The 15,958-nt window shown below is 42.1% G+C and carries 11 protein-coding genes and 2 tRNA genes; 5 read left to right on the plus strand and 8 right to left on the minus strand.

The window, feature by feature from the left end:
• Positions 1-50: 50 nt before the first annotated feature.
• The 4 genes from AC4PG5_RS01220 to AC4PG5_RS01235 all read right to left on the minus strand — a co-directional run bounded on the left by AC4PG5_RS01220 (position 51) and on the right by AC4PG5_RS01235 (position 2,471).
• On the minus strand, positions 51-635 hold the full coding sequence (locus tag AC4PG5_RS01220; protein WP_492029681.1) for a Crp/Fnr family transcriptional regulator: 585 nt from the start codon (positions 633-635) through the stop codon (positions 51-53).
• 291 nt (positions 636-926) lie between these two features.
• Positions 927-2,081: an IS256 family transposase gene (locus AC4PG5_RS01225; RefSeq protein ID WP_492028251.1), complete on the minus strand. Its 1,155-nt coding sequence runs from the start codon at positions 2,079-2,081 to the stop codon at positions 927-929.
• 168 nt (positions 2,082-2,249) lie between these two features.
• Positions 2,250-2,321: transfer RNA gene (locus AC4PG5_RS01230), tRNA-Glu, on the minus strand.
• A 63-nt stretch (positions 2,322-2,384) separates the two neighbouring features.
• Positions 2,385-2,471: transfer RNA gene (locus AC4PG5_RS01235), tRNA-Ser, on the minus strand.
• Between the two features lie 395 nt (positions 2,472-2,866).
• Here AC4PG5_RS01235 and AC4PG5_RS01240 point away from each other — a divergent pair.
• Positions 2,867-4,528, plus strand: a complete 1,662-nt coding sequence (locus AC4PG5_RS01240; RefSeq protein ID WP_492029682.1) for a putative transporter — start codon at positions 2,867-2,869, stop codon at positions 4,526-4,528.
• 42 nt (positions 4,529-4,570) lie between these two features.
• A complete protein-coding gene (locus AC4PG5_RS01245; protein WP_492029683.1) occupies positions 4,571-6,568 on the plus strand; it encodes a fructose-1,6-bisphosphatase in 1,998 nt (665 codons plus the stop codon).
• A 189-nt stretch (positions 6,569-6,757) separates the two neighbouring features.
• Here the strand turns inward: AC4PG5_RS01245 and AC4PG5_RS01250 are convergent, their stop codons facing one another.
• From AC4PG5_RS01250 to gmd, 4 genes are all read right to left on the minus strand, one after another.
• Positions 6,758-8,053 carry an LA_2272 family surface repeat-containing protein gene (locus AC4PG5_RS01250; RefSeq protein WP_492029684.1) on the minus strand — a complete coding sequence of 432 codons (1,296 nt, stop codon included), beginning with the start codon at positions 8,051-8,053 and terminating at the stop codon, positions 6,758-6,760.
• A 14-nt stretch (positions 8,054-8,067) separates the two neighbouring features.
• The gene (locus AC4PG5_RS01255; RefSeq protein ID WP_492029685.1) at positions 8,068-9,726 is read right to left on the minus strand and encodes a long-chain fatty acid--CoA ligase; all 1,659 of its coding nucleotides are present in this window, start codon (positions 9,724-9,726) and stop codon (positions 8,068-8,070) included.
• A gap of 68 nt (positions 9,727-9,794) precedes the next feature.
• Positions 9,795-10,883, minus strand: coding sequence for a GDP-L-fucose synthase family protein (locus tag AC4PG5_RS01260; RefSeq protein ID WP_492029686.1), 1,089 nt, complete (start codon positions 10,881-10,883; stop codon positions 9,795-9,797).
• A gap of 8 nt (positions 10,884-10,891) precedes the next feature.
• Entirely contained in the window at positions 10,892-11,962 is a 1,071-nt protein-coding gene (gmd, locus tag AC4PG5_RS01265) for a GDP-mannose 4,6-dehydratase (RefSeq protein ID WP_492029687.1), read from the minus strand.
• 254 nt (positions 11,963-12,216) lie between these two features.
• Here gmd and gnd point away from each other — a divergent pair, with 254 nt between their 5' ends.
• From gnd to pgl, 3 genes are read left to right on the plus strand one after another with little or no spacing between them, the layout of a single operon-like run.
• On the plus strand, positions 12,217-13,686 hold the full coding sequence (gene gnd, locus AC4PG5_RS01270) for a decarboxylating NADP(+)-dependent phosphogluconate dehydrogenase (protein ID WP_492029688.1): 1,470 nt from the start codon (positions 12,217-12,219) through the stop codon (positions 13,684-13,686).
• 13 nt (positions 13,687-13,699) lie between these two features.
• A complete protein-coding gene (zwf, locus tag AC4PG5_RS01275) occupies positions 13,700-15,196 on the plus strand; it encodes a glucose-6-phosphate dehydrogenase (protein WP_492029689.1) in 1,497 nt (498 codons plus the stop codon).
• Positions 15,193-15,909: a 6-phosphogluconolactonase gene (gene pgl, locus AC4PG5_RS01280; protein ID WP_492029690.1), complete on the plus strand. Its 717-nt coding sequence runs from the start codon at positions 15,193-15,195 to the stop codon at positions 15,907-15,909. The genes zwf and pgl overlap by 4 nt, the downstream gene beginning before the upstream one ends.
• The last annotated feature ends 49 nt before the right edge of the window (positions 15,910-15,958 follow it).

Here is a 15,958-nt window from a genome sequence, read left to right on the forward strand (position 1 = left end):
TTAGTCGCCTGTGTTTCTTCCGTCGCTTTTGTAATCTACTATTAAGTTTTTTACAGAACGCCTGAACGGACGCGACTTAACGTCTCCGGAGTCATGAGTAAGTACGATGCAATGTGTGCTAGCGGAGCACGCTTGATCACCTCCGGATGCGTTTCAAATAAGATATTGTATCGTTCGCGAGCGGTCTCGAAACGCCAAGAATCCGCCTTGAGTTGAGATACAATAAGTGAATATTCTAAAACTTTTCGGTAGAATAAGTTAATTTCCCAGTTCTCTTTCGTTAAGGTTTCGAGGATATCGAAAGGTAATAGAAAAACGGTTGCCGGTTCGAGAGCTTCCACCATCAATCGGGTAGGCTCTTGCTTCAAGAAGCTTTCGATACACATCAAGATGCAGCCTTCGTATGAGAAGTGTTCGGTGACATCTTTTTTATTCTTATAATAGAATTGTCTGAGCATTCCCTTTCCTACAAAAATGATTGAACGCGCAATGTCGCCTTCTTTGAGGGCAATCTCTCCTTTATGAAAATCCTTCTTAATTAAGAAGTGTGCGATGAGTCGACGACCTTCAAGGCTCATCTCCGGAAATCGGGAATTGACCACGGTATCGACGGTCTGTTTTAAAAGAGTATCCATGTATTTGTGGTTTTATGATCTGCAAAAATAGTAAAACAATTGATATAAATCAATTCAAAAGGAATCAGAATCTATCACTTTTGTCGAATGATGAAACTGTTTTGATAGATGATGTCCTAAGGTATAAGTCGATTAAGTCCAATAATGTTCAATGGACCGCTTTTTTTGTACACTAATTCTTGTTTTAATTAGGATGATCAAGTTTAGTGCTATCGGGCGAATCTGTTTGGTAATGTTCAGAAAAGTGTGTATGTTTTATTTCTTAGGCATAAATATTTCTCAAAAATATAATTATTCTGTTTTGATAAAAAGCTTTGATTCAAGAAAGTTGTAAATTGGATATTTAAATACATCTTTATTCATAGCCACATTGCCAAGCAATAATATCACAGAATCATAGTTTGGCATCGCGCCACGCATTTTCAGCACTCTTTTAAAATCCTTATTGAGTCGTTCAATCCAATTGGTTGTATATATCATACCTCTTATTTCTCTCTCATATTTGAAATAAGTGAAATAGAATTTGTACCTTTCATGTTTATACCTTTTAAGCATGGGGTAACTCTTCACCCATTTATCTATAAAATCTAGGAATTGTTTATGTGAGCTTTCAGGGGTGACCAAATCTTGATCTGGCCTAAATACTATCTGCATTTCAGCCGCAATTATTTTTTTATCTCGAGGTTTAATTTTCCCCAATATATTCCTCTTTAAATGCACCGTGCACAATTGGATATCTGCACCAGGAAATGCATGTGCGATAGAATTTTCAATACTAGATAAGCCATCGCATACAAATAAATTAATCTCACTAACTCCTCTTTCTTTTATATCATCGAATATATCAAGCCAGTTGGAAGCACTTTCGGTTGGGAAATTCACAATTGATAAGACCTCACGAGTTCTATCTTCTTTTACTCCTAATATTACGTAGTATGCTTCATTTGAAACCGAGTCATTGCGCCTGGTGGCAACATACGTAGCATCAATATAAACGATTGGATAACGTGCATCTAATCTACGGTTCAGCCACGCAGAAACATCTCCACGTGCCGTATCAAGGAGCCGGCTTACTTGACTCTTACTATAATGCTTACCGTAAAATTCCTCAGAGATATCACCAACTTGCTTGGTGGTCAAGCCTTGAGCGTATAAACTACAAATTAAGCGCTGAACTTCAGCTTCTTGATCTTTAAGTACCCCTAATAAAACAGGATAAAAGTTGCTCTCACGACTCCGAGGAACGCGAATCTCAAACATTTGACCGCCATGACATACTCGACGATCACGATAGCCATTACTCACATCATCAGTCTGAGAATTATAAATCTTACGCTCTGATTTCATTAAGGATTCCATCCCTAAACGGATTAATTCCTGAAATCCTTCTTTACCATTTGTAAGTGAAGAAATAATTTCAGACATTTGTTCTTGTGTAAATTCCATTTCTCTTTCATTTTAGGTTACAATACAAATCTAAGAAATATTGGGATTTACACACTTTTTAAAACGCTATCCTATCTAATTCGTTGTGTGGATAAAGGAAGGATTGAGGATTTGATTTATAAAAAAAGCCGCTTACATGTTAGGTGTAAACGGTTGTGAATCAGATTGTAGTGGATACGAGAATCGAACTCGTATTACATGCGTGAGAGGCATGCGTCCTAACCGTTAGACGAATCCACCAAAGATGTAATTAAAAGAGCTAAGTCTTTCAACTTAGCTCCTTTATATTTACTGTACACGACGCGGAAGCTGGGGGATTCGAACCCCCGGTACGGTTACCCGTACGTCAGTTTAGCAAACTGGTGGTTTCAGCCACTCACCCAAACTTCCTTGTTGTTGCGCTTTCTCTCAAACGCGGTGCAAATATAGGATGAACTTTTGGAGTATGCAAATCTTTCTGCAATATTTTTTTGTGATTTTAAGAGGCCATTTTATAATCTTCTATCAGTCAATTGCTAATGAGCCGATTTTATTTTCTTTTATGTTTAGCTCTCCTTAGAATGATTGAGTCTATCAACTATCATTACCTTAATTAATATAAGGCGGCAGTGAAACATTTAGTGTGCTTTGTTGTTATCTGTAAGATTGGGTTATCGTTCGATAATCTTTTAGGTTATTTATTTGTCAAATAAGATTTTATAAAACAGGTCTTATGAAATGGTGTTTAAAAGTTTTGTATGGGCGTAAATAGTTCATATCTTTGCGGCATATTAGCATAGTAACGCATGGAATGGTTATATCATCTTTTTATTGAGCACTCAGCTTTACAAGCGGTGGTTGTGCTTTCTCTGATTTGTGCCATAGGACTAGGGTTAGGTAAAATTCGGTTTTTTGGCATTACTTTAGGAGTCACATTTGTCTTCTTCATGGGTATTTTGGCCGGACACTTAGGCTTTTCAGTCGATCCGCAAATGCTTAATTATGCCGAGAGTTTCGGCTTGGTTGTTTTTGTCTATTCGCTAGGGTTACAAGTCGGCCCCGGATTCTTTAGCTCATTTAGAAAGGGAGGCGTTAAACTCAATATGCTGGCGATCGCTTTGGTGCTTTTGGGAACGGTGATGGCCGTGATCGGAAGTTATCTAACAGAGGTTTCTTTGCCCAATATGGTGGGGATCTTATGCGGAGCCACCACCAATACTCCTGCGTTGGGAGCTGCTCAGCAAACTTTGAAACAACTTGGTATGGAAAGTAATTCACCGGCATTAGGTTGTGCGGTGACTTATCCTTTAGGAGTGATCGGGGTGATCTTGGCTGTACTGGTTATCCGTAAGCTATTGGTTCGCAAAGAAGAATTGGGACAAGAAGAGTCCGATAGCGCAAACAAACCTTACATTGCCGTTTTCCAAGTCCATAACCCGGCGATCTTCAATAAAAGTATCAAAGATGCAGCAAATATGAGTTATCCGAAGTTTGTGATTTCGCGTTTGTGGCGGGATGGCACGGTGAGTATACCGACATCGGATAAAGTGCTTAAAGAACACGACCGCCTTTTGGTCGTGACTTCCGAAAAGGATGTGTTGGCTTTAACTATTTTGTTCGGTGAACAAGAGAATGCCGATTGGAACAAAGAAGATATTGATTGGAATGCCATCGATAGCCAGCTCATCTCACAACGTATTGTGATCACTCGTCCTGAGCTGAACGGCAAAAAGTTGGGATCGTTGCGCTTGCGTAATCTATATGGAATTAATATTAGCCGGGTTTACCGCTCGGGGGTCCAGCTATTGGCTACTCCGGAGTTAGTTCTCCAGTTGGGTGACCGTTTGACGGTAGTCGGTGAAGCGGCGGCAATTCATAATGTCGAGAAAGTTCTCGGCAATGCGGTGAAGAATCTTAATGAGCCGAACTTAGTCGTGATCTTTATCGGTATGGTCTTGGGATTAGCTCTGGGAGCTATACCGTTTACTGTTCCGGGGGTAAGTGTGCCTGTCCAGCTTGGTTTGGCCGGCGGTCCGATTATTGTGGGCTTGCTGCTGGGTACTTTTGGTCCTCGCATTCATATGGTAACCTATACAACACTTAGTGCTAACCTAATGCTTCGTGCTTTGGGACTGGCGATGTATCTGGCTTGTTTGGGACTTGATGCCGGAAAGCATTTCTTTGAAACCGTCTTCCGTCCCGAAGGATTAATGTGGGTTGGGATAGGTTTTGGGCTGACAGTGATACCGACACTGATTATCGGTATTGTTGCTTTAAAATGGTTTAAGGTCGATTTCGGTTCGGTTTCGGGGATGCTATGCGGGGGTATGGCTAATCCGATGGCATTGAGCTACGCCAATGATACGATTCCGGGAGATAACCCTTCGGTGGCTTACGCAACAGTCTATCCGTTGTGTATGTTCTTAAGAGTGATTATCGCACAGATCTTATTGATGTTTTTATTATAGTGCATTAACTTAATAAAATTAATTTATATTACAGGTCTTATTATGAATGCTTTGAATACGATTAATCCGGAAACTATCGCCGGCGACTTACGTTATTTACAGTTGCTTTCGAGAAGTTTCCCGACTATTGCAGCAGCAAGTACAGAAATTATCAATCTCGAAGCGATCTTAAATTTGCCTAAAGGTACCGAACATTTCCTGACCGACATCCATGGCGAATATGAAGCGTTTCAGCATGTGTTGAAGAATGCTTCGGGAGCAGTAAAACGCAAAGTGAACGAGATTTTCGGCAATACGTTGCGTGAAGCGGAAAAAAAAGAAATTTGTACGCTGATTTACTATCCGGAGGAGAAATTACAATTGGTTAAAGCTTCCGAGAGGGACATGGAAGATTGGTATATCACCACTCTGAATCAATTGGTAAGGGTTTGTCAGAATGTATCGTCGAAATACACCCGCTCGAAAGTACGCAAGTCTTTGCCGACGGAATTCTCCTATATTATTCAAGAACTTTTGCATGAATCGTCGGTCGAACCCAATAAACATGCTTATATCAATGTGATTATCAGTACGATGATTACGACTCGTCGCGCCGATGATTTTATCATCGCGATGTGTAACCTCATCCAGCGACTGACGATTGATTCTTTACACATTGTGGGGGATATCTACGACCGCGGACCGGGAGCTCATATCATTATGGATACTCTTTGTCGCTATCATAATTTCGATATCCAATGGGGAAATCACGATATTCTTTGGATTGGTGCGGCGTCGGGTAACGATAGCTGTATTGCCAATGTGATTCGTATGTCGTTGCGTTATGCCAACTTGACCACGTTGGAAGATGGTTACGGAATTAATCTCTTGCCTTTAGCGACTTTTGCCATGGAAATTTACGGTGACGATCCTTGCACGGTGTTTGCACCTAAGACGTCGTTTGCCGATACCGATTATAATGAAAAGACGTTGCGTCTGATCACTCAAATGCATAAAGCCATTTCGATCATCCAGTTTAAGTTGGAATCGCAGATCATCTCCCGGCGGAAAGAGTTTAATATGCAAAACCGTAATTTGTTGGAGAAGATTGATTATAAACGTGGGGTGTTTGTGTGTGGCGATAAGGAATATGAGATGCGCGACTGTAACTTCCCGACCATTGATCCGAAAGATCCTTATCGGTTGACGGATGAGGAACAGGAACTTGTTGACAAGATTCATAGTTCGTTCATGAATAGCGAAAAGCTCAAGAAGCATATGCGCTGTATGTTCACTTATGGAGGAATGTATTTGGTGTGTAACTCTAATCTGCTCTATCATGCATCGGTACCGTTGAATGCCGACGGTTCGTTTAAGAAGATTATGATTCGTGGTAAAGAATATTCCGGCCGCAAGTTGCTCGATAAGATTGATCAATTGATCCGTAATGCTTACTTCGACGAAGAGGAAGATGAGGAAAATCACGCTTTTGCCTTGGATTACTTATGGTATTTGTGGTGTGGTGCTGATTCTCCATCGTTCGATAAAGATAAGATGGCGACCTTCGAACGTTACTTTATTGCTGAGAAGGAAACGCATAAAGAGAAGAAAGGACATTATTATAACCTAAGAGATAAAGAAGAGACTTGTAGTCGAATTTTAGAGGAGTTCGGTGTTATTGGTTTGCATACGCATGTCATTAACGGACATGTTCCTGTGAAGACGATTAAAGGTGAACAGCCGATGAAAGCCAATGGTAAACTGTTGGTGATTGACGGAGGATTTTCTAAGGCTTATCAACCGGAGACCGGTATTGCCGGTTATACGTTGGTGTACCATTCACACGGTTTGCAGTTGGTTCAGCATGAGCCATTCCAATCGCGTCAGAAGGCTATTGAAGAGGGACAGGATATTAAGTCGACGACGTTCGTTATCGAGTTTAACTCTCAACGTATGATGGTGAAGGATACGGATAAAGGGAAAGAACTTATTGCTCAGATTGCTGATTTGAAGAAGCTGTTGGTGGCCTATCGCCTTGGTTTTATCAAGGAAAAGATTTAAGGGTAGCAGAACTTTTGTTGACTAATGAAGCTCTACTATCCCTACTATCTATAACGTTCTAATGGTTGAATGAACTTTAATTGCGGAAGAAAGACCTAATCATTAAAAGTTAAGGCTGAACTCTTAATGAGTTCAGCCTTAACTTTTCTATTATTTATTCTGAGGTTGTTGATTCAAGAATTATTCATGTTAGAACAAGACGATTCCGGCCTCAGCAATCACTCCCTTATCGTAAGTGCGCGATTTGTTATAGTAACGACTGCCGCCATATCCACCCGTCACAAAAACAGATAGTTTTTTACTGATGCTATATTCAAGATTCAGACGAGCTTGAAGAGCATACAGTCTTGCTGGGATTGTTTCACTCTTGTTGTCTAGCATTTCGATATGCTGATAACCGAGGTCACCGCTAATTGAAAGATTCTTATAGAGTGGTAAGGCGATGCCGGCTCTGTAGAATGCTGTTGCTGAAAACTTGTCGCTGAAATCCAAATAATGCGTACCTCCACCTAAGATGGTATAGAACAATTCATTTTTGAATCGGGCCGCGATATTGGTCTTGGTACGGTTACCGCCAAACATCATGAGTTGCACGCGAGTATCTGGGTTGGCATTGACCAAGCCGATCTGAAAGCCTTTCATGTCGTTCTTGTAGTAGTTTACGAGCCCGATCTGTAAACCGTTAGCTTCTTTAAGCACATAGTTGAATAGACCAACTTGCATGCCGCGGAGATTGCCACCGACAAAGTTGCTTATGGCTGATAGCTGTATGCCAGTCATGTTGCCTCCGGTTAGGTTGAATAATCCTGAACCCATTACTCCGGAATAGGAGTCGCCCACAATATTACCTAGTCCGGACAGATCAATTCCGTTCGATGAATCCCCGGAAATGTTTGTTAGCCCCGAGACTTTTATTCCGTTGCTATGGTCTCCTACGATATTGCAAAGGCCGGATAAGAAGACTCCTTTACTTTGGTCGCCGGCAATATTGATGAGTCCGCCTACTGCTGCACCATTGAGGTTATCTCCGGCGATGTTGATTAATCCACTGACTGCTGCTCCATTTAGATTGTTCCCGGCAATATTGATTAAACCGGCGATCATTCCACCGTTTGAATTATTCCCGGTAATGTTCGTTAGTCCACTGAGTTGTATGCCACTCATTGATTCTCCTACAAGGTTGGATATGCCGGCAACTTGTATACCATTCATCGATTTTCCGACCACGTTTGCTATGCCGGAGATCTGTACGCCGTTCAAATTATCCATGACTATACTTGGCAGAATGTTGACACTTAAACCGTTCATTCTATTCATCTTCGATTGAAGACCGAGGTTGAAATAGGTGGTTTGTAGACTATCGTACGGTTGGGTGGAAATGTTTTTCCAGAGAGATAGATTGATACCGGCCGATTTGTTCTGAGCCGATAAATTAACGGCAGCCAAAATAAAGGCTGCCATTAAAAGGTTACGTTTTATATTCATATTTTTATCGTTGATCATCCTTTAGCTTCTTGATATAAGAATCGTTTGATGCTCTTCTTCGGTGTCTTTTCAAACTCTTCGGGATAAATTTTCATCTTCGAGATCTGACTGTAAGCCGGAAGCATGCCGTTAAGCGTGACACGATTTTCTTCCATGACTCTTTCCATATCTTCATTTTTCAAGCCGTTTGCAAAAGCTTCGTCAAAGTCGGGATAAACTAAACCAACGAGTTTCTCGTTTTGCTGAACGATAATGCTTTCGGCCACATAAGGCAGGTTATTTAATTTATCTTCGATCTCTTCCGGATAGATGTTCTGACCGCTGGCACTAAGAAGCATATTCTTACTTCTTCCTTTGATGGTGACATGGCCTTCAGCATCGATCAGACCCAAGTCGCCGGTATGTAACCAACCATCGGCATCGATAACCTGACGAGTGGCTTCTTCGTTTTTGTAATAGCCTAACATCATGTTCGGACCTCTACATACAATTTCTCCGACTACATTCTCCGGATCGGGAGATAAGATCTTAACCTCCATACGAGGAGCTGCTTTTCCGCAAGAACCTGGTTTGAACGTTGCCCAATCTTCATAACAGATAATCGGGCCACATTCGGTCATGCCATAGCCAACTGTATAAGGGAATTCTATAGTACGAAGGAATTGTTCCACTTCTTGGTTAAATGCTGCTCCGCCGACAATCACTTCAACGAAGTTACCTCCGAAGCCTTTGACCATCTCTTCGCGTACGGTTGCTTTAATCTTATCGTTGATGATAGGCACCTTCATGAGTAATTTCATCTTCAAGGTTTCCAATTTCGGAAGAACGCTTTTCTTAATAATTTTCTCAATGATCAGCGGCACGGCAACGATCAAATTTGGTTTAACCTCAGCAAAGGCTTGGAAGATAATTTTCGGACTTGGCATGCGGGTTAGGAAATAGATCTGACAACCCACTGAAAATTCGTATAAGAACTCAAAAGCCAATCCGTACATGTGTGCCATAGGCAACATCGATACAATCTTATCGCCAGGCTTTAGCGTGAGCACTTCATACGCAAATGTCGTGTTCGACCATAAGCTGCGATAGGGGAGCATAACTCCTTTTGAATAGCTGGTTGTTCCTGATGTATAATTGATCACTGCAAGTTCTTCCGGTTGGTCTTTGTGATAAGAGATATGTTCCTGACGGAAGTTCTTTGGATATTTCTTACCAAACATTTCGTTCAGATGTTCGCGTGCGTGAGTCAGTGATTCACTGCGGGAAACCAATACACTGAAGTCGGTCATTAATAAGATACCTTCTAATAAAGGCATGGCCGATTCATTTAAATTTTCCCAAATCATATCACCTACAAAAAGGAGCTTGGCTTCAGAATGATTAACAATATGGTGAACGTTGTCAGCTTTAAATTCATGTAGGATGGGGACAATGACTGCACCATAAGTCAGCGTAGCTAAAAAGGTAACTCCCCAATGCGAACTGTTTCTACCGCAGACTGCAATTTTGTCTCCTTTACGGATACCGCTTTCTTCGAAAATAATATGAAGTTTCTCGATTTTACGAGCAACATCTTTGTACTGAAGGGTAGCCCCTTTATAATCGGTTAGGGCATCTAAATCCCAATTAGTCTTGATACTATTTTCAATGTAAGCTATAAAACTTTGTTCCATCGTCTTTTATGCACATTTGGTTTTAAAATGTGCAAATATAATTATTAAATTAAAAAAATCAATACTTTTTATAGATTCATTTCCAGGTCCTCGCAGTACCACTCGTACATTCGGGCAACTCCTTCTTCGATCTCGATCTGATGATGCCACCCCAAAGAATGGAGTTTCGAAGGGTCTGTCAACTTACGCATTGTGCCGTCCGGTTTAGTCGAGTCAAAGCTTAATGTGCCGTCGTAACCCACTGTCTTTATGATGAGTTCGGCCAATGCTTTAATCGAAATCTCTTTCCCGGTACCAATATTGATGTGGCAGTTTCTGATTTCCTTTTCGCCTGTGGCATAGGTGTCATTGAAATTGACTTTTTCCATCACAAAGACACTGGCGTCGGCCATTTCTTCACTCCAAAGAAATTCTCGTAAAGGAGTGCCTGTACCCCAAAGTGTAAGGCCGGATGGCTGTATGCCGTATTTCAAGAGCATGCTCTCTATTTCGTCAATGGAGGCACAACCGTCGATTTTCTCGATCGGACGACGATTCAAATCGGCACGAATAGCGGCCCAATTTCCTTCTTTTAGGTGTTTGGCTAGAAGGATCTTGCGTATCATAGCCGGGAGGACATGGCTCCGCTCCAAATCGAAATTATCGTTTGGACCATAGAGGTTGGTCGGCATTACAGCAATATAGTTGGTGCCATATTGTAGGTTGAAACTTTCACAAAGCTTTAATCCGGCAATCTTTGCCAAGGCATAAGGCTCGTTGGTGTATTCCAGAGGAGCTGTCAGCAAGACTTCTTCAGACATTGGCTGACTGGCATTACGCGGATAGATGCAAGTGCTTCCTAAAAAGAGGAGCTTCTTCACGTGATGGCGGAAGCTCTCGCCAATGACGTTTTGCTGAATCTGTAGATTCTTATAGATGAAATCAGCACGATAAATGCTATTGGCCATGATACCGCCAACAAAAGCTGCAGCCAGAAAGACATATTCGGGCTGCTCTTCATCAAAGAATGTTCGGACTGCGACGCTGTCGAGCAGATCTAATTCATGGTGTGTGCGTCCGATTAGATTGGTATATCCTTTGGATTCTAGATTTTTCCAAATGGCCGATCCTACCAATCCACGATGACCGGCCACATATATTTTTGCATTTTTTTCCATGCTGCGTGTTAGTGTTTATTGGCAATCATACGTTTGACCTTTTCCATATCGTGCTTTGTCATGATTTTGACAAGCTCTTCAAATGAGGTCTTGCGAGGATTCCAACCTAGAAGGGTTTTGGCTTTTGTCGGATCACCAAGGAGTTGCTCAACTTCTGCCGGACGGAAATATTTCGGATCGACTTCTACAAGAACTCTACCGGTAGCAGAGTCGATTCCTTGTTCGTTAACGCCTTCTCCTTGCCATTGTAAGTTGATCCCTGCTTCTTTAAAGGCCAAAGATGCAAATTCGCGAACGGTATGCATCTCACCCGTAGCGATTACAAAGTCTTCAGGGGTGTGATGTTGAAGCATCAGCCACATACATTCAATATAGTCTTTGGCATATCCCCAGTCGCGACGAGCGTCGAGGTTACCTAAATAAAGCTTGTCTTGTTCGCCTTGGGCGATACGCGCAGCGGCCAGGGTAATCTTTCTGGTCACAAAGGTTTCGCCTCGTCGTTCACTCTCGTGATTAAACAAGATGCCATTCACGGCAAACATGCCGTAGCTTTCACGATAGTTCTTGGTAATCCAGAAACCATATTGTTTGGCAACGCCGTACGGGCTGCGTGGGTAGAATGGAGTGGTCTCTTTTTGTGGAACTTCTTGTACCTTACCGTAAAGTTCCGAGGTGGAAGCTTGGTAAATACGTGTTTTATGTTCCATGCCTAAGATACGCACAGCTTCGAGCATGCGTAGCGTCCCCACTGCATCTGTCTCTGCGGTGTATTCGGGAACATCGAAAGAAACTTTAACGTGACTTTGAGCCGCCAAATTATAGATTTCGTCCGGACGGACTTGTTGAATGATACGTATTAACGAACTAGAGTCGGTCATGTCGCCATAATGTAGGTTTATGGTGCGTTTTTGCTTCATGTCGCGTACCCACTCATCGAAGTACATATGTTCGATACGACCGGTATTGAACGACGATGAACGTCTTAATATACCATGTACTTCATAGCCTTTCTGTAGGAGAAATTCGGCAAGGTACGAGCCATCTTGACCTGTAATGCCCGATATTAGAGCTGTTTTCATTATCCTGAATTTGTTTTGAAAATCTTTATTAAGGTGCAAATGTCGTAAATTATTCCAGCATCTGCAATAAGTTTTACTTATTTTACGTTAGAGGCTTTCTTGTTTTATGACTTCGACTTTGGAACTCTGATGAAGTTGTAATGTCGTTGGATCGAAAGGAGTTGCCACTATAGGCTTGTTTCCTTATAACGAACAAATCCCCACCCGATACGTTATAGCATAATAAGTTATTAGTAATTAAAAAGATTGGATATATGAGCTTAAAGAAAACAGATATAGGACTAATCGGCCTTGCCGTGATGGGCGAAAATTTAGCTTTAAATATGGAAAGTAAGGGGTGGGCTGTTTCAGTTTACAACCGTGTGAACCCAACAAGTGAGAGGCAGGTCGTGCAACGATTTATCGATGGTCGAGGAAAAAATAAACGTTTCGAGGGGTTTACCGACTTAAAAGAATTTGTGGATTCTATTTCCATGCCGAGAAGAATCATGATGATGGTTCGCGCCGGTAGCCCGGTCGATGAGTTGATGGAACAATTGTTCCCTTTGTTATCGCCGGGTGATGTCTTAATTGATGGTGGTAACTCTAACTTTGAAGATACCAATCGTCGAGTGCAATTGGCTGAATCTAAAGGATTCTATTTTATTGGTTCGGGTGTGTCTGGTGGGGAAGAAGGGGCTTTAAATGGGGCTTCTGTGATGCCTGGCGGTTCTTCGACAGCATGGCCTTTAGTGAAACCGATCCTTCAAAGTATTGCGGCAAAAGCTGAAGATGGTGCGGTCTGTTGCGATTGGGTTGGCCCTAAAGGTGCCGGACATTTTGTGAAGATGATTCACAATGGCATCGAATATGGCGATATGCAACTCATCGCTGAAGCGTATTGGGTCATGAAGCGGATGCTTCACCTTTCTAATGAGGAGATGGCGGATGTTTTCACGGAGTGGAATAAAGGGAAATTGCAAAGTTATTTAATTGAAATTACAGCCGAAATCTTACGTCATAAAGATGGAGACGGGGCTTATTTGATTGATCAGATTTTGGATGCCGCCGGACAGAAAGGCACCGGAAAATGGTCGGTTGTGAATGCGATGGATCTGGGTATGCCTTTAGGACTTATTGCTTCTGCAGTGTTTGAACGCAGCTTATCGGCTCAAAAGGAAATGCGTGATGAGGCTTCTAAAGCGTATGCTGTAGAGTCTTTTCAGCCTTTATTCGGTAAGAAAGAATTAATTAATGATTTACATGATGCGCTATATGCTTCTAAGCTGGTCTCTTATGCTCAAGGATTTGCTGTTTTGTCTGCGGCGTCCGAATCGTTTGGATGGAATCTTAATTTGTCGTCTATTGCGCGAATGTGGCGTGGAGGTTGCATCATTAGAAGTCGCTTCCTAAATGATATTGCTCAAGCTTTCGAACAAGATCAACCGAAACATTTACTTCTTGCACCTTACTTTAAGGATGAAATGAAACGTTTATATAAAGGATGGAAGTACTTAGTCATCGAGGCGATGGAAGCTGAACTATCGATCCCGGCTTTTTCTTCTGCATTGAACTACTTTAATTCATTGACTTCTGCCGATCTGCCGGCTAATATGATACAAGCTCAACGTGATTACTTTGGTGCGCATTTGTTTGAGAAGAGGGATTCGCCTCGTGGGGAATTCTTTCACGAGAATTGGACCGGACACGGAGGGGAAACGAAATCGGGTAATTATAATGTATAGATAAGGAGGCGACATGGATAAGTTTACTATGGTGATCTTTGGAGCATCTGGCGATTTGACTAAACGCAAACTCATGCCGGCCCTGTTCTCGCTTTATAAAGCTAATCGGCTTCCTCGAGATTTTGCAATTGTTGGTGCCGGTCGTACCGTCTATACTGACGAAGAGTACCGTGCTTATATCTTGCATCAATTAAAGATGTTTGTGAAATTGGAAGAACAGGATGTGGCTCAGATGAATGAGCTGATGTCTCATTTGTTTTATTATTCAATGGATCCGACCGATGAGGAAGCCTATAAGGGATTAAAAAATAGGATCAACGAATTATCGGGTAAAGAACAGACTGCTAACTTCTTATTTTATTTAGCGACTCCTCCATTGTTGTATGGCGTGGTTCCGAAACATCTGAAGAGTGCGGGACTGAACACAAAACAATCGCGTATAATTGTCGAGAAACCATTCGGATATGATCTGGCTTCAGCGCAAGAGCTGAATGCCGTTTACAAGTCGGTGTTCGAGGAACATCAGATCTATCGTATTGATCATTTTTTGGGAAAGGAAACCGCTCAAAATATTTTAGCTTTTCGTTTTGCTAATGGTATTTTCGAGCCACTGTGGAATAGAAATTATATCGATTATGTTGAAATCACCGCCGTTGAGAATCTAGGTATCGAACAACGAGGTGGATTTTATGATTCGACGGGAGCATTGCGCGATATGGTACAGAACCACCTCATTCAGTTGGTGGCGCTGACGGCTATGGAGCCTCCGGGAACGTTCAATGCAGATCATTTTCGTAATGAGGTGGTGAAAGTTTACGAGTCTTTGACACCACTGACTGAAGTGGATTTTGAGGAACATGTGGTACGGGGGCAATATTTAGATTCGGGCGATAAGCAAGGGTATCGTGAGGAAAAAGGAATTCCTGTTGATTCTAGAACGGAGACTTATGTGGCCTTGAAGTTGGGGATCAGCAATTGGCGTTGGAGTGGGGTGCCATTCTACATCCGTACCGGTAAGCAGATGCCAACAAAGGTTACTGAGATTGTGATTCATTTTCGCAAAACACCTCATTTGATGTTTGGTTGTAAGGAGGGAAAATGTCCTGATGGTAATAAGTTAATTTTGCGCATACAACCGAATGAGGGGGTCGTCCTTAAATTAGGAATGAAAACGCCGGGAACAGGTTTTGATATACAGCCTGTTACGATGGACTTTAGTTATGATCAATTGGGAGGACTTTCTGGCGGAGATGCCTATTCTAGGCTCATTGACGATTGTATTCAGGGAGATGCGACCTTGTTTACTCGGAGTGATGCGGTAGAAGCTTCTTGGCGCTTTTTCGATCCGCTACTGAATTATTGGGATCAACATGCCGATGCTCCACTTTATGGATATCCGGCAGGAACATGGGGACCTCTCGAGAGTGAGGCGATGATGCGTGAACATGGAGCGGAATGGACCAATCCATGTAAGAATCTAATTAATACTGATAAATATTGTGAGTTATGAAATTGTCGGTTTTCCCTACGTCGATAGCGACGGCTAGGGCTTTAATATTACGTATATTGACATTAATGAAGGAATCGCCGAATAAGGTCTTTAATGTGGCAGTGAGCGGGGGGAGCACTCCGGCTTTGATGTTCGACTTGTGGGCAAATGAGTATAAACGTTCTACACCTTGGGAACGTTTGAATTTGTATTGGGTCGATGAACGTTGTGTGAAACCGACCGACTCTGAGAGTAATTATGGCTTAATGAATTCGATGCTCCTATATACGGTACCTATTCCTCCAGATAATGTACACCGTATTCATGGAGAGAATGATCCTGAAAGTGAGGCTGAGCGATACTCGAATTTACTTCGCTCTCGTTTGCCCCTAGAAGAAGGGTGGCCGGTATTTGACATTATTTTATTAGGAGCTGGGTCCGACGGACACACTTCTTCTATCTTCCCTGGGCAAGAGGATTTACTTCATGCCTCGGTGCCTTATGTCGTTAGTACAGCACCTATTACCAATCAGAAACGTATCTGTATGACTGGCATTCAAATTCTTAATGCGCATTTTGTGTTTTTTCTGGTTACAGGAAGTAGTAAAACCAGGGTGATATCAGAGATGTTGCAATCATCGGACGGGGGCCCGGCAGCTTATATTGCTCGTCATGCAAAGAATGTTGAGTTGTTTGCTGATCAAGTAGCCATGGGAAATTCCTCTCAATCTTGATGATAGAGTGTGGAAGGCAACTGTTGCTATTCCTAAAAGGCTGTTTATA

This window comes from Bacteroides sp. QWL-09 (genome assembly GCF_058683585.1).

Excerpts from the sequence above, each read along its gene's own strand:
- AC4PG5_RS01225 (WP_492028251.1), bottom strand. The coding sequence starts at position 2,081 with ATGGAATTTACACAAGAACAAATGTCTGAAATTATTTCTTCACTTACA.
- pgl (WP_492029690.1), top strand. The coding sequence starts at position 15,193 with ATGAAATTGTCGGTTTTCCCTACGTCGATAGCGACGGCTAGGGCTTTA.
- zwf (WP_492029689.1), top strand. The coding sequence starts at position 13,700 with ATGGATAAGTTTACTATGGTGATCTTTGGAGCATCTGGCGATTTGACT.
- AC4PG5_RS01250 (WP_492029684.1), bottom strand. The coding sequence starts at position 8,053 with ATGAATATAAAACGTAACCTTTTAATGGCAGCCTTTATTTTGGCTGCC.
- AC4PG5_RS01220 (WP_492029681.1), bottom strand. The coding sequence starts at position 635 with ATGGATACTCTTTTAAAACAGACCGTCGATACCGTGGTCAATTCCCGA.
- gmd (WP_492029687.1), bottom strand. The coding sequence starts at position 11,962 with ATGAAAACAGCTCTAATATCGGGCATTACAGGTCAAGATGGCTCGTAC.
- AC4PG5_RS01255 (WP_492029685.1), bottom strand. The coding sequence starts at position 9,726 with ATGGAACAAAGTTTTATAGCTTACATTGAAAATAGTATCAAGACTAAT.
- AC4PG5_RS01240 (WP_492029682.1), top strand. The coding sequence starts at position 2,867 with ATGGAATGGTTATATCATCTTTTTATTGAGCACTCAGCTTTACAAGCG.
- AC4PG5_RS01245 (WP_492029683.1), top strand. The coding sequence starts at position 4,571 with ATGAATGCTTTGAATACGATTAATCCGGAAACTATCGCCGGCGACTTA.
- AC4PG5_RS01260 (WP_492029686.1), bottom strand. The coding sequence starts at position 10,883 with ATGGAAAAAAATGCAAAAATATATGTGGCCGGTCATCGTGGATTGGTA.
- gnd (WP_492029688.1), top strand. The coding sequence starts at position 12,217 with ATGAGCTTAAAGAAAACAGATATAGGACTAATCGGCCTTGCCGTGATG.